Below are 16,061 nucleotides of genomic sequence, written 5' to 3'. Positions count from 1 at the left end.
CGCCCCCTGCCCCGCCCATCCCCACCCGGAGGCCCCGCGCCATGCCGCTCCTCGAACCGACGCTCTGGCAGGACGGACCGACCCTCACCGGAGGCGCCGCCCCGGTCGTCGAACCCGCCACCGGCCGTACCCTCGCCACCCTCGAACTGGCCGCCCCCGCCGATGTCGCGGAGGCCGCCGTACGGGCCCGGGCCGCCCAGCACGACTGGGCACGGGCCACGTACGCGGAGCGTGCCGCCGTGCTGCGCCGCGCCGGTGACCTGTTCGCCGCCCACGCCGAGGAGCTGCGGGACTGGCTGGTGCGGGAGTCCGGCTCCATACCCGGCAAGGCCGACTTCGAGCTGCACGTCGCCGCGCAGGAGTGCTACGAGGCCGCCGCGCTGGCCTCCCGCCCGGCCGGGCAGGTGCTGCCGAGCGAGGCGCCGCGCCTCTCCTTCACCCGCCGGGTCCCGGCCGGAGTGGTGGGCGTGGTGGCCCCGTTCAACGCCCCGCTGATCCTGGCGATCCGTTCGGTCGCCCCGGCTCTGGCCCTCGGCAACGCGGTGCTGCTCAAGCCGGACCGGCGCACCGCAGTGTGCGGCGGCTTCGCGCTTGCCGCCGTCTTCGCCGCCGCCGGCCTGCCGGGCGGGCTGCTGCACGTGCTGCCCGGGGGCGTGGAGACCGGGGCCGCCGTGGTCGCCGATCCACTGGTACGGGTGGTGTCGTTCACCGGGTCCACGGCCGCCGGACGGGTCGTCGGGGAGATGGCGGGCCGTCATCTCAAGCGTGCACACCTGGAGTTGGGCGGAAACTCCGCCCTCGTCGTGCTCAAGGACGCCGATGTCGGGGCCGCTGTCGCGCAGGCCTCCTGGGGCTCGTTCTTCCATCAGGGCCAGATCTGCATGACGGCCGGCCGGCACCTCGTCCACGCCTCGCTCTACGACGAGTACGTCGAGCGGCTCGCCGCGCGGGCCGAGACGCTGGCGGTGGGGGACCCGTACCGCGACCGGGTGCACTTGGGCCCGCTGATCGACCGCGGCCAGCTGGAGCGGGTCCACGGCCTCGTCGAGGCCAGTACGGAGCAGGGCGCCAAGCTCGTCGCCGGGGGCACCCACGAGGGGCTGTTCTACCGGCCGACCGTGCTGGCGGGCGTCGCCGACGACACCCCCGCCTACGCGGAGGAGGTCTTCGGCCCGGTGGCGCCCGTACGGTCCTTCGCGACGGAGGAGGAGGCGGTGGCCCTGGCTTCGGCCGGCCCGTACGGCCTCTCCCTCGGGATCGTGACCCGGGACGCGGCGCGCGGGCTCGAGTTCGCCGGGCGGATCCCGACCGGGATCGCGCACGTCAACGACCAGACGGTGAACGACGAGGCGGTGGCCCCCTTCGGCGGGGTCGGCGCTTCCGGCACCGGGGCCCGGTTCGGCGGCGAGGCGAACCTGGACGCCTTCACGGAGCTGCGCTGGACCACGGTCCGCTCGGCCCCGGCGGGGCACCCCTTCTGAGTGCCGCAGCGGAATGCGCGGGGCCTGCCGATCGTTCACGGTGCATACGAACCACTCAGGAGGTCTGGAAGCCGTGGCTACTGTCGAGCTCACCAAGGACAACTTCGACCAGACGGTCAGCGAGAGCCCGTTCGTGCTGATCGACTTCTGGGCGGGCTGGTGCCGGCCGTGCCTGCAGTTCGCCCCGGTCTACGAGAAGGCCTCGGAGGCCCACCCCGACCTGGTCTTCGCCAAGGTGGACACGGAGGCGCAGCAAGAGCTGGCCGCCGCCTTCCAGATCACCTCGATCCCGACGCTGATGATCGTCCGGGACCAGGTGGCCATCTTCGCGCAGCCCGGAGCCCTGCCGGAGGCCGCGCTGACGGACATCATCGGGCAGGCGCGGGCGCTGGACATGGACGAGGTGCGCGCGAAGATCGCCGCGTCGCAGCAGGGGGGCCAGGAGGGCGCGGCGGGGTCCGCCGGTACGACGGAGGCCTGAGCTCCGGCCGTGCCCGGGCGCGCGTGCGCCCGGGCGCGGTGCCGCGCGTGTGCTCCGGCGCGGTGCCGCGCGTCTCCCGCTCCTCCCGCGGTGCACACGTAAGGTGACAGGGACATGAGCCCCTGGAACCCCGGAAGGTGACTGTGTCGGAAGCGGTGGAGTACGACGTCGTGGTGCTCGGCGGGGGACCGGCCGGCGAGAACCTCGTGGACCGGACCCGCGCCGCCGGGCTGACCACGGCCCTGGTGGAGGGCGAACTCGTCGGCGGTGAGTGCTCGTACTGGGCCTGCATCCCGAGCAAGGCGCTGCTGCGCCCCGCGCTGGCCAGGGCCGATGCCCGCCGCGTACCGGGCCTCGCAGGCGCCGTCGAGGGGCCGCTGGACGCGGCGGCCGTGTTCGCGCACCGCGACTACTGGACCGGCAGCTGGAAGGACGGGGGCCAGGTCGACTGGCTGGACTCGATCGGCGCCCACCTCTACCGGGGCCACGGCCGTCTGTACGGCGTCCGCAAGGTCGCCGTCACCAGCCCCGAGGGGGAGCACCACGTGCTCTCCGCCCGGCACGCGGTGGTCGTCGCCACCGGTACCCGCGCCATGGTCCCGGACGTGCCCGGGCTCGCCGGGGCGCGGCCGTGGACCAGCCGCGAGGCCACCTCCGCCCAGCAGGCGCCGGGCCGGCTGCTGATCGTGGGCGGCTCGGTGGTGGCCGCCGAGATGGCCACGGCCTGGCAGGCCCTCGGCTCGCAGGTCACGGTCCTCGTACGCGGCACCGGGCTGCTGCCGCGGATGGAGCCCTTCGCCGGAGAGCTGGTCGCCGAGGCGCTGCGCGAGGCCGGCGCGGTGGTCCGTACGGGAGTCTCCGTCGAAGCCGTCGTACGGGACGGCTCGACCGGGCCCGTCCGGGTCGTACTGGAGGGCGGTGAGTTCCTGGAGGGCGACGAGCTGCTGATGGCGACCGGCCGCTCGCCGCGTACCGAGGACATCGGGCTGGACACCGTCGGGCTGACGCCGGGCGACTGGATTCCGGTCGATGACAGCTGCCGGGTCCAAGGCCACGACTGGCTCTACGCCGTCGGCGATGTGAACCACCGCGCGCTGCTGACCCACCAGGGCAAGTACCAGGCCCGGATCGCGGGCGCCGCCATCGCGGCCCGCGCGGCGGGCAGCAGCGCGCTCGACACCGGCCGCTGGGGCGCGTGCGCGGCGACCGCCGATACGCAGGCCCTGCCGCAGGCGGTGTTCACCGACCCGGAGGCGGCGGCGGTGGGTCTCACCCTCGCCGAGGCCGAGCGGGCCGGCCACCGGGTGCGCGCCGTCGACTACGACCTGGGCAAGGTCTCGGGCGCGGGCCTGTACGCCGACGGGTACCGCGGCCGGGCCCGGATGGTCGTCGACCTGGACCGGGAGGTGCTCCTCGGGGCCACCTTCGTCGGCCCGGGCGCGGCCGAGCTCTTGCACGCGGCCACCGTCGCGGTCGCGGGGGAGGTCCCGATCGAGCGGCTGTGGCATGCGGTCCCGGCCTTCCCGACGATCAGCGAGATCTGGCTCAGGCTGCTGGAGACGTACCGCGGGTAGCGGAGTCCGGGGCGCCGGGCGGGCCGGGTGACGGCCGTCAGCGGGTGGCCGTGGCCCGGCGGTAGCTGCCGCCGTCCCGGGTGCGGGTCAGCAGGCCCGAGGTGATCAGGTACCGCCGCAGCGCCGAGAAGTCATCGTGCACGGTGCGCAGCGCGTCGTTCACCTCGGGCTCCGTGTATGCCCGGTCGGCCGCGAAGAGGGTCTCGGCGAGGTGGGCGAGCAACTGCTCGCGGCGGGCGGCCTTGCGCGGGATCGCGGTGATCCGGCCGCCGGAGAAGAGGTCGGCCACGGTGCGTGGCGTACTCGGTTGCGCGGTGTGGGGCGGAAGGGCGCTCTGTGACATGGCAGCGAGCCTGTCCGACCTCCCGTACTCCGGGCAACGGATTTTCCTGGACGTCTGGTGACCGCTGCTGATCGAGGCCGAGTCCGAACCGGGCGGTTGGTGGAGCTACGCCGGCTCAGTGGGCCGCCGATGTGCGCAAGGCCCGCCGGCCCCGGAGCGATCCGGGGCCGGCGGGCCTCCTCGTACGCGGGCCGGCGCCCGTCAGGGGCCGACGGTGATCTGCTGCGCCGGGTCGGTCGTGTCGGTGACCTTGTACACGGCGTTGAAGGTGGACGAGGTCGCGCTGGTCGGGCAGCCGAACCCGCCGGTGACCGTGACCGGTACGGAGGCGTTGGCGAAGGTCAGGCTCGGCGGGGCGCCGTTCGCCCAGGTCCCGGCGACGTTCGCCGGGGCGGACGGGGCCGCGGTGACGGTACAGGTGGCCAGGCCGGTCGTGTGCACGACGAGCCCGCCGACCGGGACGGTCATGGTGGCGGTGATCGGGGAGCCGTCCTGCATCGACACCGACCAGGAACCGCTGGTGGTGACCGTCGGGGTCACGCCCGGGATGCCGGAGGTGCACGAGCTGTACGTCGGCGGCGAGATCGGCGATGAGACGGGCCCGGCGGGGTTGCTGTTGCCGGGGGCGGCCGGGACCGTGCCGGTGGAGACGGAGACCGTACAGGTCACGGTCACCGACCCGGCCTTGAGGGTGGCCTTCCCGCTGAGGGTGGCCGTGAAGGAGTGTCCGGCCGGGGTGACGGTGGTCGGCCCGGCCGACGGAGACGGCGCGGCGGTGGCGGTGACCGAGGCCACCGACAGTGCTCCGGCGGCGGCCAACCCGAGGGCGAGCGCGGTACGCGTGCGGCTCATGGCTGTGCTCCTTGGGGATCGGGGTGCGCAGTGGTGCCGGTTGGGGTGGGGGACTGCGGCGAGGCGGGGGACTGCGGCCGTACGGGGGAGTGCGATGCGGGGGGTTGCGGCGCGGAGGGCGGGGGTGCGGGTGCGGAGGGTGTGGGGGAGGGGCGCGGGGCGGCGTGCGGCTGCCAGGCGAACATGAGGCCGCCGCCGAGGATCCCGAGCAGGGTGCCGATCAGGAACCCGCCGAGGTTCGACAGGACCAGCGCGGCGGTCGCGATGAGCGTGGTGAGGACGCCGGCGAGGCTGCGCTGCGCGGGCGAGAACCAGGCGGTGAGGCCGAGCACGATCATGACGATGCCCATGAGGACGGACGGGATGCCCGCGACGCCCTGCTGGAGCATCACCTTCAGCGGTGCCAGCGGCAGGGCGCAGATCTCGGCCCCGGCGAGGAGGGCGAAGAGCCCTCCCCAGAACGGCCTGCCCCGCCGCCACTGCCGCCACCGCCGCCGGCGGCTCAGAAGCATTCCTTCTTGCCCTTGCTGATGTTCATGCTCAGCCCGGAGAGCTTGAAGGTGCCCGCGTTCGTGGCCCATGCCGTCTGCTGCAGATCGGTGATGCTGACGGTGTCCGCCTGCTGGGCGAACAGGTCCTGCATGCCCACGGCCTCCGTCGGCCCCTTGTCGAGGGTCGAGGCGTCGCGGCCGATCTCGATGTTGGTGAAGACGGCGTTGCCGGAGAGCTGGGTGGCGTCGACGAACAGGTTGCTGGCCTCGACGGGGGTCTTCTTTCCGGCGGTGAGGTTCAGCGAGATGTCGCCGACGACCGGGAGCGTGGTCACCACCGACTGGCAGAGGCTGTGGAGCTTGGCCTCCTTGATGGCGGTGACCGCCACCGGGATGAGCTCCTCGCGGGCGTTGACGTCGATGCTGCCGTACTGGGCGAAGCCCTCGCCCTCCAGGCTCGTCGCCGACACCTTGAACTGCTGGCCCGACACGGCGAACGAGGCGGCGAGCGCGCCCTGCGCGAGGGCGATGCCGAGGCCTGCGGTCACGGCGACGGCGGGAACGGTCAGGACGGCGAAGCGGCGCCAGCGGACGCGGCCGCCTCCCTCGTCTTCTCTGCCGGGCGGGGCGGATGAATCCGATAAGTTGGGGGAATCTGCCATGAGATCGTCCCTTATTTCGGCTGTGCACCGTTGTTACCGACGAGTTGAATGTAAGAGTGCCAATGGGGGTTGGCAAGGTTGTTCGAGCGTGCCCTTTCGGCCGACTCCTACCGATCGGTCACTGCTCCGCGCGCAGCAGTTCGGCGACCTCCGCCTCCACCCGCCGGGCCATCGCCCGGGCGAACTCCGCGGCCACGACTTCGCCCGCCACCGGACGCAGTGCCGCCGCCGCGTCCGCGATGTGATCCAGTTGCGTGGCCGAAAGCTGCTCCAGCCCGTCCGGGCCGATCACATGCCGCCGGAACAGTGCGACGAACCGGTCCGCGAGCGCGGCCGCCTGCGTCTGTAAGAAGTCCCCCGCATCGAGGATCTCCGCCAGCGGCACGCCCTGCCGCACCAGCGTGAGCGTCGCCTCCAGCAGCCGCCGGCTCTGGTGCGTGACCCGGTCGCCGTCGATCGTCACGTACCCCAGCTCCGCGGCCCGCCGGGTGTCCTCGGCCGTCGCCGCCGGGCCGAACAGCTCGCGCAGCTCGGCCAGGGTCATGGTGACCGGCTCCTCCTGGACCCAGTCCCGGGTCATCGCCCGCTCCAGGCCCAGCAGTTGGGACAGGCCGCCGCCCGCCTCCCAGGCGTGCAGCAGCTCGGCGATGCCGTTGACGGTGTACCCGCGCCCCAGCAGATCGCTGATCAGCCGCAGCCGCGTCAGGTGGTCCGCGGAGTACCACGCGATCCGGCCCTCGCGGCGCGGCGGCGGGAGCAGCCCGCGCTCCTGGTAGTAGCGCAGGTTGCGCACCTTGACGCCGGCCGCGCGGGCCAGGTCCTCCCGGCGGTAGCGCCGGCGGTTCGCGTCGTCGTCCGTGCCGTCTTCTCGTACCAGGCTGCTCACGCGGCCGAGTGTAGGACGTACCGGCGGATGTACCGGCAGGTCACATGGGGCGTGGCCGCACTTCCTGCTTGACCGCCCGCAGCACCACGAACTTCGGCTCGCTCGCGACGACTTCACTGTTGCCGAAGAGGCGGCGCAGGTGGGTGTGGTAGCCCATGTGGCGGTTGGCGACCACCCACAGCTCACCGCCCGTCCGCAGCACCTTGCGCGACTGCGCGAACATGCGCAGCGCCGTCGCGTCCGTCGTCGCCTGGTGGGAGTGGAACGGCGGGTTGCACAGCACCAGGTCGACCGAGCCCGGGTCCAGCATGGCCACGCCGTCGCCGACGAGGAAGTCGGCCCGCTCGCGCTCGCGCTGGACGTTGGCGCGGAACGTGGCCTTCGCCGAGGCGACCGCCTGGTACGACTCGTCCGTGAACACGACTTCCGCGTCGGGGTCCGCGACCGCGACCGCCGTACCGACGATGCCGTTGCCGCAGCCGAGGTCCACGACCCGGGCGCCGTTCGTGTTGGTGGGGATGCTCTGGAGGAAGAAGCGGGTTCCGACGTCGAGCCGGTCCGCGCAGAAGATCCCGGCGTGGTTGACGGCGGTCAGGCCGGCGCCCGAGCCCGCGTCCTCGTCCAGCGTGTACGTCACCGGCCAGGGGTCGACGGCCCGCGTCGAGGTGGCGCTCGGCGTGCAGAAGATCAGCCGGGCCTTCTTCTCGGCGAGCGAGGTCCTGGTCGGGCCGAGGATCCGCTCGAAGAGCTTCAGCGTGGAGGTGTGGATCTCCTTGACCATGCCCGTGCCCACGATGACGGTGCCCGCGTGCACGTGCGGGGCCAGCCGGTACAGCTGGTCCTCCAGCAGCGCCAGGCTCTTGGGCACCCGGACGAGGAGTACGTCGATCCGCTCGGGCGGTGCGTCCTGCGTGGTCAGCAGCCGCACCGTGGCCTTGGCGGTGCCGATCCCGGCGCGGTCCAGGTTCGCCGCGGTGCCGGCCCGGGCGAGGTAGGAGTCGGTGATCTGCGTCGGGTGATAGGCGGCCAGTGCCGTCGTCAGCGCCCCCCAGCGGTCCCCGAGGACGGTGATCTGCCCGGCGCCGGCGAGGTCCACCGGGCCGTGTTCCCCCGTACCGGAGTCGAGGTGGCGCAGCAGGTACTCGTCGGCGGCGTCCCAGGCGCGGAGCTGGTCGCGCGGGTCTTCGGGGAAGCGGGTGAGCTCGTAGGAGCCGAAAGGCGTGGTCAGACGGTTCATCGTGCCTCCAGGCTAACCGAGGCGGCCGCCCGCCCCGGCACACACGGGCCGAGGCGCCGCTCTTTCTCCTCGTACTCGCCCCGCCTACTCGGGGAACTCGCCGGCCATGGCGGCGGCGAGCCGCAGGTACGCAACCGCCTCCGCGGCCCGGCCCCGGCGCTCCAGCGTCCGGCCGAGCATCAGCTGCGCGTAGTCCTCCACCGGCCAGCGCTCGAGGATGGCGCGGAGCTCCCGCTCGGCGCGGGACAGCTGGGCGGAGTGGTAGTAGGCGCGGGCCAGCAGGAGCCGGGGTGCCAGCTGCTCGGGGGCCTCGTCGGCCAGCGCGACCAGGATGCCCGCGGCCGTCGTGTACTCCTTCGCGTCGAAGAAGAGCCGGGCCCGCTCCCAGCGCTCGGCTGCCGTCCCGTGCTCGAAGTACGTCGTCGGCGCGTTCATCGCGTCCCTTCCGCCGTTCAGGTGGTGCGTTCGCCCCGTCCAACACGTGACGACAGCCGGACATTCCACCGAACACGGCGCTGGTGTCGGTACTAAGTTGTGCGGCATGAGCAATCTCGATCGCCAGCCCGCTCTTTCCGCCTGCGGCGGCCGCGGATTCGTCGTGGCCGAACCCGTCCGCGAGCTCCTCAGCCCGCGCACGGTCAAGCTCGGGGAGTCCACCGAGGTCCGCCGACTCCTGCCGAACCTGGGCCGCCGCATGGTGGGTGCCTGGTGCTTCGTCGACCACTACGGCCCGGACGACATCGCCGACGAGCCCGGCATGCAGGTTGCCCCGCACCCCCACTCCGGGCTCCAGACCGTGAGCTGGCTCCACGACGGCGAGGTGCTGCACCGGGACAGCGTGGGCAGCCTCGAGACGATCCGCCCGCGCGAGCTCGGCCTGATGACCTCCGGCCGCGGCATCAGCCACTCCGAGGAGAGCCCCCGCTCGCACGGCCGCCTCCTGCACGGGGCCCAGCTGTGGGTGGCCCTTCCGGAGGCCCACCGCCATGTGGAACCCCATTTCCAGCACCACGCGGAGCTCCCGCACGTGACCGCCCCGGGGCTGACCGCCACGGTCATCCTGGGCACCGTTGACACGGCGACCTCGCCGGGCACGGCGTACAGCCCGATCGTCGGCGCGGACCTCGCCCTCGCGGCGGGCACGGAGACCCGGCTCCCGCTCGACCCGGACTTCGAGTACGCGGTCCTGTCGATGTCGGGGGAGGCCCACGTGGACGGCGTCCCGGTCCTCCCGGGCTCGATGCTCTACCTCGGCTGCGGCCGCACGGAACTTCCCCTGCGCGCGTCCTCGGACGCCGGCCTGATGCTGCTGGGCGGCGAGCCGTTCGAGGAGGAGATCGTGATGTTCTGGAACTGGATCGGACGGTCGCACGAGGATATCGCGCAGGCCCGTGAGGACTGGATGAACGGGTCGCGCTTCGGCGAGGTGAAGGGCTACGACGGCCCTCCGCTTCCGGCCCCCGCTCTGCCTCCGACCCACCTGAAGTCCAGGGGAAGGGTGCGTTGACCTGCTTCTTTGTTCGCACCCGGGCTGGGTGTGATGCTCGCGCCCAGCCCTCCGCTTCGGGCTTCGGAGGGGAGGGTGCCGAACGCGGTGTGACAGCCTTCGGCGCCGGTGGTCGAGTCTCACGTGTTGCAGGCCGTAATCAACTTTGGTCGGACGAATGCTGACCTGTTGCTGACTTTGCTGACGAGTAGTTAGATTTTGGGTGACCGCGTCCATGCGGTCGGAGAACCCGACCGGTGTGTGGTCCGCCAAGAGGTCGAGGTGGTCGGCGGGCCAGGCCCGCGGGTTGCCCAGGTGCGCGCCTGCGACCTGCTGCGAATGTTCGGGCGTGAGGGCCACCCGACCCCACTGGGGGCGGCGTTCGTCCTGCGCCTGGCCAGGGGCTGTGCCTCCTGCGCGACCCGGACGCCGCGCAGGAGGACGAGCCGGAAGAAGGGTGAGGGGCGCCGTTCAGCTGCCGCAGGCACACCCCGAGACCGTTGGCGTCGGTTCGGTGCTCTCCTCCTGCCTCCTCGGTGGAGGCGACCTCGACGCCGAGGTGGTCGAGCCGGGTGGCCTCGCCGGCCTCACCCTCGATGAGGACGATCCTGAGCTGAGGCTCGGCGATGGCGATCGAGGACGACGAGAAGGAGGACTGACGGCCGGATACACCCGAGACGTCAAGGCCGGATAGCCGCGCGGATGACGGCTTCCGCCGCGACGTTGTCGCCGGCGAAGGAGCAGGCGGGCCCCGCCGCGGTGGCCGAGGACGAGTGGCGGGTCGGCCAGCCGGTCGGGCCGGAGGCCGGCTCCGCAGTGCGGCGGGCGGGCGGCGTCTGCCGCTCACATCCGGACTCGTCAGGCGTGGGCGTCGGGGACCACCGTGGATGGCTTGCGGTCCTCGGCGATCCACTGGGCCAGGGAGGCCAGGGTGGCTTCCACACTGTTGGCCATGTAGGCGCGCAGGGCGTCCAGGTCGGTGTGGGTGGTGCCCAGGACCGGGTCGAGGCGCAGGAGTCGCCAGGACTGCTGGACGATCGTGCCGCGTCCTTGGGGCCGGAAGGTCCAGTCCCATCCGACGATGCCGTCCTCGGCGCCGCCGACGACGAAGCCGAACGCGTTTGCCGGGTCGGCGCGTACGACTTGGGAGCGGGTGGTCCACTGCCTGCCGTCCTTGCGGCTGTGGCCGCTGAACCAGGCGCCGGGCCGGGGGCCGGCGCCGTGGTCGTAGGCGGCGCGGGTCGCGTTGGGGCTCCAGCGGCTGATCGCGGACACGTCGGCGACCAGTTCGTACACCCGGGCGGGCGGGGCGTCGACCCAGGCCCGCCTGGTGAAGGCGTAGGTGAGCGGGTCCAGGGTCTCGAGTGCGGTGTGGGGGGCGTGTTCGCCGGTGGTGGAGCTCACGGTGTCCTCCTGGTGCGTGGGGCGGCCGGATCGGCCGCGTCCATGGGACCGGTCGCGCCGCCGGGGGACCAGACCCGCTCGTGCCTATCCACAGCTGGGGCAGGCTGACTGTTCCCGGGGCGGTTGATACTCGGAGCCATGAACCGGAAATCGCAGCTCGGGGAGTTCTTGCAGACGCGGCGTTCCCAGCTGCGCCCCGAGGACCTCCACCTGCCCACCTACAACGAGCGCCGGCGGGTGCCGGGGCTCCGGCGCGAGGAGCTGGCTCTGCTGGCGGGGGTGAGCGCCTCCTACTACACGCGGCTGGAGCAGGGGCAGTCGCAGAGCGCCTCACCGGAGGTGCTGGACGCGATCGCCCGGGCGCTGCGGCTGGACGAGTCCGAGCGCCGCCACCTGCACGACCTGGCCGAGGTCGACAGGGACCGGCCCCGGCACCGGGCCCGGCGGCCCGCGCCGGAGCGCGTGAGCGAGGCGGCACGTCAGTTGCTGGACGTCCTGACGGACGTACCGGCGATCGTGCTCGGCCTGCGCAGCGACGTACTGGCGTGGAACCGCCTGGGACACGCCCTGTTCGCGGGACATCTGGACTTCGGCGCCCCGCAGACGACGGCGCAGCCTCCCAACATGGCCCGCCTGGTGTTCCTCGACAGCCACACCCGTGCGCTGTACGCGGACTGGCCGGGCAAGGCCAGGGCAGTGGTGGGCAGCCTGCGGCTGGTGGCCGGCCGCCACCCCGAGGACGCGATGCTGCACGCCCTGGTGGGCGAACTCAGCTCACGGAGCCGGGAGTTCGCCACGATGTGGGCCGACCACCGGGTCAGGGCGTGCACCGTCGCCTCCTATGAGATGCGGCACCCGCTGGTCGGCGCGCTCACCGTCATTCAGCAGACCCTGAGCCATGGCCCGGGGCCCAATGTCGTGGTGGCCACCACGGAGGAAGGTTCGCCCTCCCGTGCCGCGGTGACCTTGCTGGCGCAGGCCACCGCCCAAGCCACGGTCCTGGGCACCGGATCCCGTACGGCACGGCAAGCCACCGCGGCCACGGGCGGGACCGCCTCGCGGGACGCCCGACCGGCCGATCCGGGCAGGCGCGGCCCGTCTGCGACCGCCGGCTGACCCGCGCACCACCACCTCACCACCTCACCACCTCACCGCCTCACCGGGCTCCCGACACCCGCCCGTCTCTCCCGTCTCTCCCCGGCACGGCCGACGACCGGCCGCCGCCGGGACTGGCCTTGTGCCCGTTCGGCCCCGGCCGGCACCCCCGCCCCCCTGTGTGCGTCGGCATGCCGCTTCCGCATGCCCGAAAACGAGTGAAGGAACCATGCTCAAGAAGAACCTCTCCCGGTCCGCCGTCATGATGGCCGCCCTGGCCACCGCAGCAGGTGTCGCCCTCGGCCCGGCCCAGGCGTCGGCCGACACTCCGCCGCTGAGCGGCGCGCGGATCGCCGTGCACTTCGACCCGGCCCAGGGCCGGACACCGGAGAACATCGCCCTGGCGCCGGGAGGCGACGCGTACGTCACCTTCGCGGCCGGCCGACAGGTCGCCAAGGTCACCCCGGACGGCGTCACCAAGGTCCTGGCCACCCTGCCCGCTCCCGCCGACGGCGGCGTCCACACCCCGGTCCTGGGCTTCGCGCTCACCACCGGCATCGTCCGTGCCCCCGACGCCACCCTGTACTTCCTGTACGCGACGGGCACCCCCGACCTGACCGGCCTGTGGCGCCTGCGGCCCGGCGGCCGGCCGCAGCGCATCGCCGCGCTCCCGGCGGACGGCCTGCCCAACGGCCTGGCCCTGGACGCGCGCACCCGCACCCTGTACATCACCGACTCCGTACGGGGCACCATCTGGCGCGTGCCGACCCGGGGCGGCACCCCCGTCGCCTGGTCCACCGCGCCCGAACTGGCTCCGGCCGGTTTCCTCGGCGCCAACGGCCTGAAGTTCCGCAAGGGTGAGCTGTGGGCCACCAACCTCGACAAGGGCACCGTCCTGCGCATCCCCGTCGAGCGCGACGGGCGTGCCGGCCGGGTCCGCACCGAAGCCACCGGGCTGCCGGGAATCGACGACTTCGCCTTCACCGGCCGCGGCGAGCAGCTGCTGGCCGCCCTCAACGGCTCCAGCCAGGTCGCGCTCGTCCAGCCCGACGGCAGCCACAGCATCGTGCTGAGCGGGGCCGACGGCCTGCAGAACCCCACCTCCATCGCCCTGAGCGGCACGAGCGTCTACGTGATGAGCGCCGCGTACCTCACCGCCAAGGACCCCAACATGCTGCTCGCCCGCCTGACCAAGTAAGGCCGCCCCCCGCGCGTAAGGAGAAGCACCATGCAGGACGTCCACACGATCACACTGGGCGATGTCACCGTCACCCGCATCGAGGAGATGCACGGTCCGATCATGCCCGCGGACCAGTTCTTCCCGGACCTGCCCGCACAGGCGTGGCAGGAGCACCGCGCCATGCTGGTGCCCGACCACCTGGGCGCCGACGACGCCATGGTCCACGTCGCCATGCAGACCTGGCTGTTGCGCAGCGGCGGGCGGACCATCCTGATCGACACCGGAGTCGGCAACGACAAGGCCCGCCCGGCCGTCGCCGCGTGGGACCACCTCAGCCTGGACTACCTCGGCACGCTCGCCCTCGCCGGCGTACGGCCCGAGGACGTCGACCTCGTCGTCAACACCCACCTCCACGTCGACCACGTCGGCTGGAACACCCGCCTGCTCGACGGCGCCTGGGTGCCCACCTTCCCCAATGCCACCTACCTGATGCCCAAGGCCGACTTCGAGTTCTTCAACCCCGACGCCGGCCCCGATATCCCGGGCGGCGTCAACGAGAACGTGTTCGAGGACAGCGTCGTCCCTGTGCACGCCGCCGGCCAGGTCCAGCTGTGGGAGGGATCCCACACCATCGACGCGCACCTGCGCCTGGAGGAAGCCCCCGGCCACACTCCCGGATCCTCCGTCGTCAAGCTGGCCTCCGGCAGCGACCGGGCCCTCTTCGCCGGCGACCTGCTGCACACCCCGCTCCAGGTCACCCACCCCGATCACAACAGCTGCTTCTGCCAGGACCCGGCACGCTCACGCACCACCCGCCGCGAGCTGCTCGGCTGGGCCGCCGACACAGGAGCCCTCGTCCTGCCGGCCCACCTCAGCGGCCACAGTGCCCTCGAAGTCCAGGACACCGCAGACGGATTCGCCATCAAGGGCTGGGCGCCCTTCACCCGGTACTGACACCGGCTCCCGTACCCATCCCCACGACGACCGCCGCCCCGGGACCCGCCGGGGCGGCGGTACGGCCGGAGAGACCGGCAGCAAGGAGACACACGGTGAACCCCGCCGATCTCACCACGATCACCACCACCCACGGCCCGGTCCGCGGTCGCCGCCACGACCACGGAACCGTCTACCTCGACATTCCCTACGCCGCCCCGCCCACGGGCCGTGAGCGTTTCGCAAAGCCGCGTCCGCACGCCGGATGGACCGAGGTACGGGACGCGGCACGGCCGGGGCCCACCGCGCCCCAGCCCGCCCGGGACGCCTTCGGCACCCTGGACATGTCGCCCTACTTCGGCCCCGGCTGGCAGCGCGGCGAGGACTACCTCACCGTGAACATCTGGGCACCACGGCCCGACGGACAGGGGCGGCGGCCGGTCATGGTGTTCGTCCACGGCGGAGGCTTCGTCGCCGGCTCCAACCGGGCACCGCTCCACGACGGCACCGCCTTCGCCCGCGACGGCGTGGTCCTGGTCACCGTCAACTACCGCCTCGGCATCCCCGGCTTCCTCCACCTGCCGGACGCACCCGACAACCGAGGCATGCTCGACGTGCTCGCCGCCCTGCGCTGGATCCGCGACAACATCGACCGGTTCGGCGGCGACCCCGCCAACCTCACCCTCTTCGGCCAGTCCGCCGGAGCCATCATCGTCGGCGGCATCCTCTCCGATCCGGCCGCACCCGGCCTGGTGCGGCGGGCCATCATCCAAAGCGGCACCGGCACCGGCGCCCTGACCCCCGACCAGGCCCGCATCGTCACCACGCGGGTCGGACGCGAACTGGACATCGCCTGCACGGCCAAGGCCCTGGCGGACGTCCCGGACACCCTCCTCGTCGACCTCCTGCCCCGCCTGACCGGACTGGACCTGCATACCCCCACCCACCACCACCCGCTGGGCGGCATCACCCCCTTCAGCCTGGTCGCCCGCCGACAACCCGCCGACGCGCTGGCCGCCATGGACACCGGCATCGACCTCATGATCGGCTCCAACCTCGACGAAGGCAGCCTCTACCTCGCCCCGCTCGGCATCCTGGGCGCCACCACAGAAGCCGACCTCCGCAACACCGCTGCCCTGTTCCAGTCCGACCCCGGCCCCGGCCCGGTCGACTCCGTGCGCGCCTACCGGGCAAGACACCCGGACGCCGGCCCCGCCGAACTGCGCACCCTCATCCTCGGCGACGGCCTGTTCACGGCCGGCACCCGGCGGATGGCCGCCGCACACGCCGCCGCCGCATCCGGGCGGACCTACCGCTACGAATTCGCGTGGCGCTCCGACGCACTCAGCGGACAACTCGGCGCGAGCCACGTCATGGAAATGCCCTTCGTGTTCGACCGCCTGACACTGGCTTCCCTGCACGGCCCCCACGCCCTCCTCGGTACCACCCCACCCCCCGCCGAACTGGCCCGCAAGATCCACCAGACGTGGATCCGCTTCGCCGAAACCGGCACCCCCGGATGGCCCGCCCACCAAGAGGACGACGGGCACGTCGAACGCCTGGGCACAGACTGATCGTCGCCCTCACCGACGACGGCCCCGGCATCCCGCCCTACCAGCGCCACGCCACGTAGGGACGCTTCACCTGCGTAACCCGAACCCGCTCGCCCGGATCCGTCTGCCGACCGGCGCGGCGGCCAAGCCGATCCGGATCGGGTACGCCCGCTGCTCGACCGCCCAGCAGGAACTCGCCTCCCAGCTCGCCGTGCTCGAACCTACTCACACCCCGGTTTCCGGCAGCCCCCATGGGAGGGATGCGGGGGGTGGGGAGCACCCCGATGGATGCGTCGATCCACGCGTCCGCCAGCCGGAGGCGCCCATGCGGCGCCTGTTGATCGAACAGTGCCACCGGGCGCCCGTGACTGTGCGCATCCATCCCGGTACGTTCGGTGGTGGC

16 protein-coding genes are annotated in these 16,061 nt (G+C 72.7%); 8 read left to right on the top strand and 8 right to left on the bottom strand.

Annotated features, from left to right (window positions below):
* Positions 1 to 41: 41 nt before the first annotated feature.
* The 3 genes from AB0I68_RS13230 to AB0I68_RS13220 all read left to right on the top strand — a co-directional run bounded on the left by AB0I68_RS13230 (position 42) and on the right by AB0I68_RS13220 (position 3,536).
* On the top strand, positions 42 to 1,481 hold the full coding sequence (locus AB0I68_RS13230) for an aldehyde dehydrogenase family protein (protein ID WP_363177347.1): 1,440 nt from the start codon (positions 42 to 44) through the stop codon (positions 1,479 to 1,481).
* Positions 1,482 to 1,554: 73 nt separating this feature from the next.
* Positions 1,555 to 1,962, top strand: a complete 408-nt coding sequence (locus AB0I68_RS13225; RefSeq protein WP_363177346.1) for a thioredoxin family protein — start codon at positions 1,555 to 1,557, stop codon at positions 1,960 to 1,962.
* Between the two features lie 143 nt (positions 1,963 to 2,105).
* Entirely contained in the window at positions 2,106 to 3,536 is a 1,431-nt protein-coding gene (locus tag AB0I68_RS13220) for an NAD(P)/FAD-dependent oxidoreductase (protein WP_363177407.1), read from the top strand.
* A gap of 37 nt (positions 3,537 to 3,573) precedes the next feature.
* Here the strand turns inward: AB0I68_RS13220 and AB0I68_RS13215 are convergent, their stop codons facing one another.
* The 7 genes from AB0I68_RS13215 to AB0I68_RS13185 all read right to left on the bottom strand — a co-directional run bounded on the left by AB0I68_RS13215 (position 3,574) and on the right by AB0I68_RS13185 (position 8,442).
* Positions 3,574 to 3,879 (bottom strand): DUF2087 domain-containing protein, encoded by a 306-nt coding sequence (locus AB0I68_RS13215; RefSeq protein ID WP_363177345.1) that lies wholly within the window; start codon positions 3,877 to 3,879, stop codon positions 3,574 to 3,576.
* A gap of 201 nt (positions 3,880 to 4,080) precedes the next feature.
* Positions 4,081 to 4,731: a hypothetical protein gene (locus AB0I68_RS13210; RefSeq protein ID WP_363177344.1), complete on the bottom strand. Its 651-nt coding sequence runs from the start codon at positions 4,729 to 4,731 to the stop codon at positions 4,081 to 4,083.
* Entirely contained in the window at positions 4,728 to 5,243 is a 516-nt protein-coding gene (locus AB0I68_RS13205) for a DUF6114 domain-containing protein (RefSeq protein WP_363177343.1), read from the bottom strand. Before AB0I68_RS13205 ends, AB0I68_RS13210 begins: the two co-directional genes overlap by 4 nt.
* The gene (locus tag AB0I68_RS13200) at positions 5,234 to 5,791 is read right to left on the bottom strand and encodes a DUF6230 family protein (protein ID WP_363177406.1); all 558 of its coding nucleotides are present in this window, start codon (positions 5,789 to 5,791) and stop codon (positions 5,234 to 5,236) included. The genes AB0I68_RS13205 and AB0I68_RS13200 overlap by 10 nt, the downstream gene beginning before the upstream one ends.
* A gap of 211 nt (positions 5,792 to 6,002) precedes the next feature.
* Positions 6,003 to 6,770 carry a MerR family transcriptional regulator gene (locus tag AB0I68_RS13195; protein ID WP_363177342.1) on the bottom strand — a complete coding sequence of 256 codons (768 nt, stop codon included), beginning with the start codon at positions 6,768 to 6,770 and terminating at the stop codon, positions 6,003 to 6,005.
* Positions 6,771 to 6,810: 40 nt separating this feature from the next.
* Entirely contained in the window at positions 6,811 to 8,007 is a 1,197-nt protein-coding gene (locus tag AB0I68_RS13190; protein WP_363177341.1) for a methyltransferase, read from the bottom strand.
* Positions 8,008 to 8,091: 84 nt separating this feature from the next.
* The gene (locus AB0I68_RS13185; protein ID WP_363177340.1) at positions 8,092 to 8,442 is read right to left on the bottom strand and encodes a tetratricopeptide repeat protein; all 351 of its coding nucleotides are present in this window, start codon (positions 8,440 to 8,442) and stop codon (positions 8,092 to 8,094) included.
* 106 nt (positions 8,443 to 8,548) lie between these two features.
* Between AB0I68_RS13185 and AB0I68_RS13180 the strand changes: the two genes are divergently transcribed.
* Positions 8,549 to 9,514: a pirin family protein gene (locus AB0I68_RS13180; protein WP_363177339.1), complete on the top strand. Its 966-nt coding sequence runs from the start codon at positions 8,549 to 8,551 to the stop codon at positions 9,512 to 9,514.
* Between the two features lie 837 nt (positions 9,515 to 10,351).
* On the opposite strand, the gene AB0I68_RS13175 is transcribed toward AB0I68_RS13180, so the two are convergent.
* A complete protein-coding gene (locus AB0I68_RS13175) occupies positions 10,352 to 10,897 on the bottom strand; it encodes an SRPBCC family protein (RefSeq protein WP_363177338.1) in 546 nt (181 codons plus the stop codon).
* A gap of 138 nt (positions 10,898 to 11,035) precedes the next feature.
* Here AB0I68_RS13175 and AB0I68_RS13170 point away from each other — a divergent pair, with 138 nt between their 5' ends.
* The 4 genes from AB0I68_RS13170 to AB0I68_RS13155 all read left to right on the top strand — a co-directional run bounded on the left by AB0I68_RS13170 (position 11,036) and on the right by AB0I68_RS13155 (position 15,679).
* The gene (locus AB0I68_RS13170; RefSeq protein WP_363177337.1) at positions 11,036 to 12,013 is read left to right on the top strand and encodes a helix-turn-helix transcriptional regulator; all 978 of its coding nucleotides are present in this window, start codon (positions 11,036 to 11,038) and stop codon (positions 12,011 to 12,013) included.
* A gap of 208 nt (positions 12,014 to 12,221) precedes the next feature.
* Positions 12,222 to 13,190 carry a hypothetical protein gene (locus AB0I68_RS13165; protein WP_363177336.1) on the top strand — a complete coding sequence of 323 codons (969 nt, stop codon included), beginning with the start codon at positions 12,222 to 12,224 and terminating at the stop codon, positions 13,188 to 13,190.
* A gap of 30 nt (positions 13,191 to 13,220) precedes the next feature.
* Entirely contained in the window at positions 13,221 to 14,126 is a 906-nt protein-coding gene (locus AB0I68_RS13160; RefSeq protein WP_363177335.1) for an MBL fold metallo-hydrolase, read from the top strand.
* A gap of 95 nt (positions 14,127 to 14,221) precedes the next feature.
* Positions 14,222 to 15,679 carry a carboxylesterase family protein gene (locus AB0I68_RS13155; RefSeq protein WP_363177334.1) on the top strand — a complete coding sequence of 486 codons (1,458 nt, stop codon included), beginning with the start codon at positions 14,222 to 14,224 and terminating at the stop codon, positions 15,677 to 15,679.
* The last annotated feature ends 382 nt before the right edge of the window (positions 15,680 to 16,061 follow it).

This window comes from Streptomyces sp. NPDC050448 (genome assembly GCF_040655295.1).
Taxonomy (GTDB): domain Bacteria; phylum Actinomycetota; class Actinomycetes; order Streptomycetales; family Streptomycetaceae; genus Streptomyces.
Note: the sequence above shows the minus strand (reverse complement) of the source record. Positions and strands in the feature narration are given on the sequence as shown.

What these genes read in the sequence shown, in the direction of transcription:
- AB0I68_RS13230 (WP_363177347.1), top strand. Translation starts at nt 42, where the DNA reads ATGCCGCTCCTCGAACCGACGCTCTGGCAGGACGGACCGACCCTCACC.
- AB0I68_RS13215 (WP_363177345.1), bottom strand. Translation starts at nt 3,879, where the DNA reads ATGTCACAGAGCGCCCTTCCGCCCCACACCGCGCAACCGAGTACGCCA.
- AB0I68_RS13210 (WP_363177344.1), bottom strand. Translation starts at nt 4,731, where the DNA reads ATGAGCCGCACGCGTACCGCGCTCGCCCTCGGGTTGGCCGCCGCCGGA.
- AB0I68_RS13205 (WP_363177343.1), bottom strand. Translation starts at nt 5,243, where the DNA reads ATGCTTCTGAGCCGCCGGCGGCGGTGGCGGCAGTGGCGGCGGGGCAGG.
- AB0I68_RS13190 (WP_363177341.1), bottom strand. Translation starts at nt 8,007, where the DNA reads ATGAACCGTCTGACCACGCCTTTCGGCTCCTACGAGCTCACCCGCTTC.
- AB0I68_RS13185 (WP_363177340.1), bottom strand. Translation starts at nt 8,442, where the DNA reads ATGAACGCGCCGACGACGTACTTCGAGCACGGGACGGCAGCCGAGCGC.
- AB0I68_RS13180 (WP_363177339.1), top strand. Translation starts at nt 8,549, where the DNA reads ATGAGCAATCTCGATCGCCAGCCCGCTCTTTCCGCCTGCGGCGGCCGC.
- AB0I68_RS13170 (WP_363177337.1), top strand. Translation starts at nt 11,036, where the DNA reads ATGAACCGGAAATCGCAGCTCGGGGAGTTCTTGCAGACGCGGCGTTCC.
- AB0I68_RS13165 (WP_363177336.1), top strand. Translation starts at nt 12,222, where the DNA reads ATGCTCAAGAAGAACCTCTCCCGGTCCGCCGTCATGATGGCCGCCCTG.
- AB0I68_RS13160 (WP_363177335.1), top strand. Translation starts at nt 13,221, where the DNA reads ATGCAGGACGTCCACACGATCACACTGGGCGATGTCACCGTCACCCGC.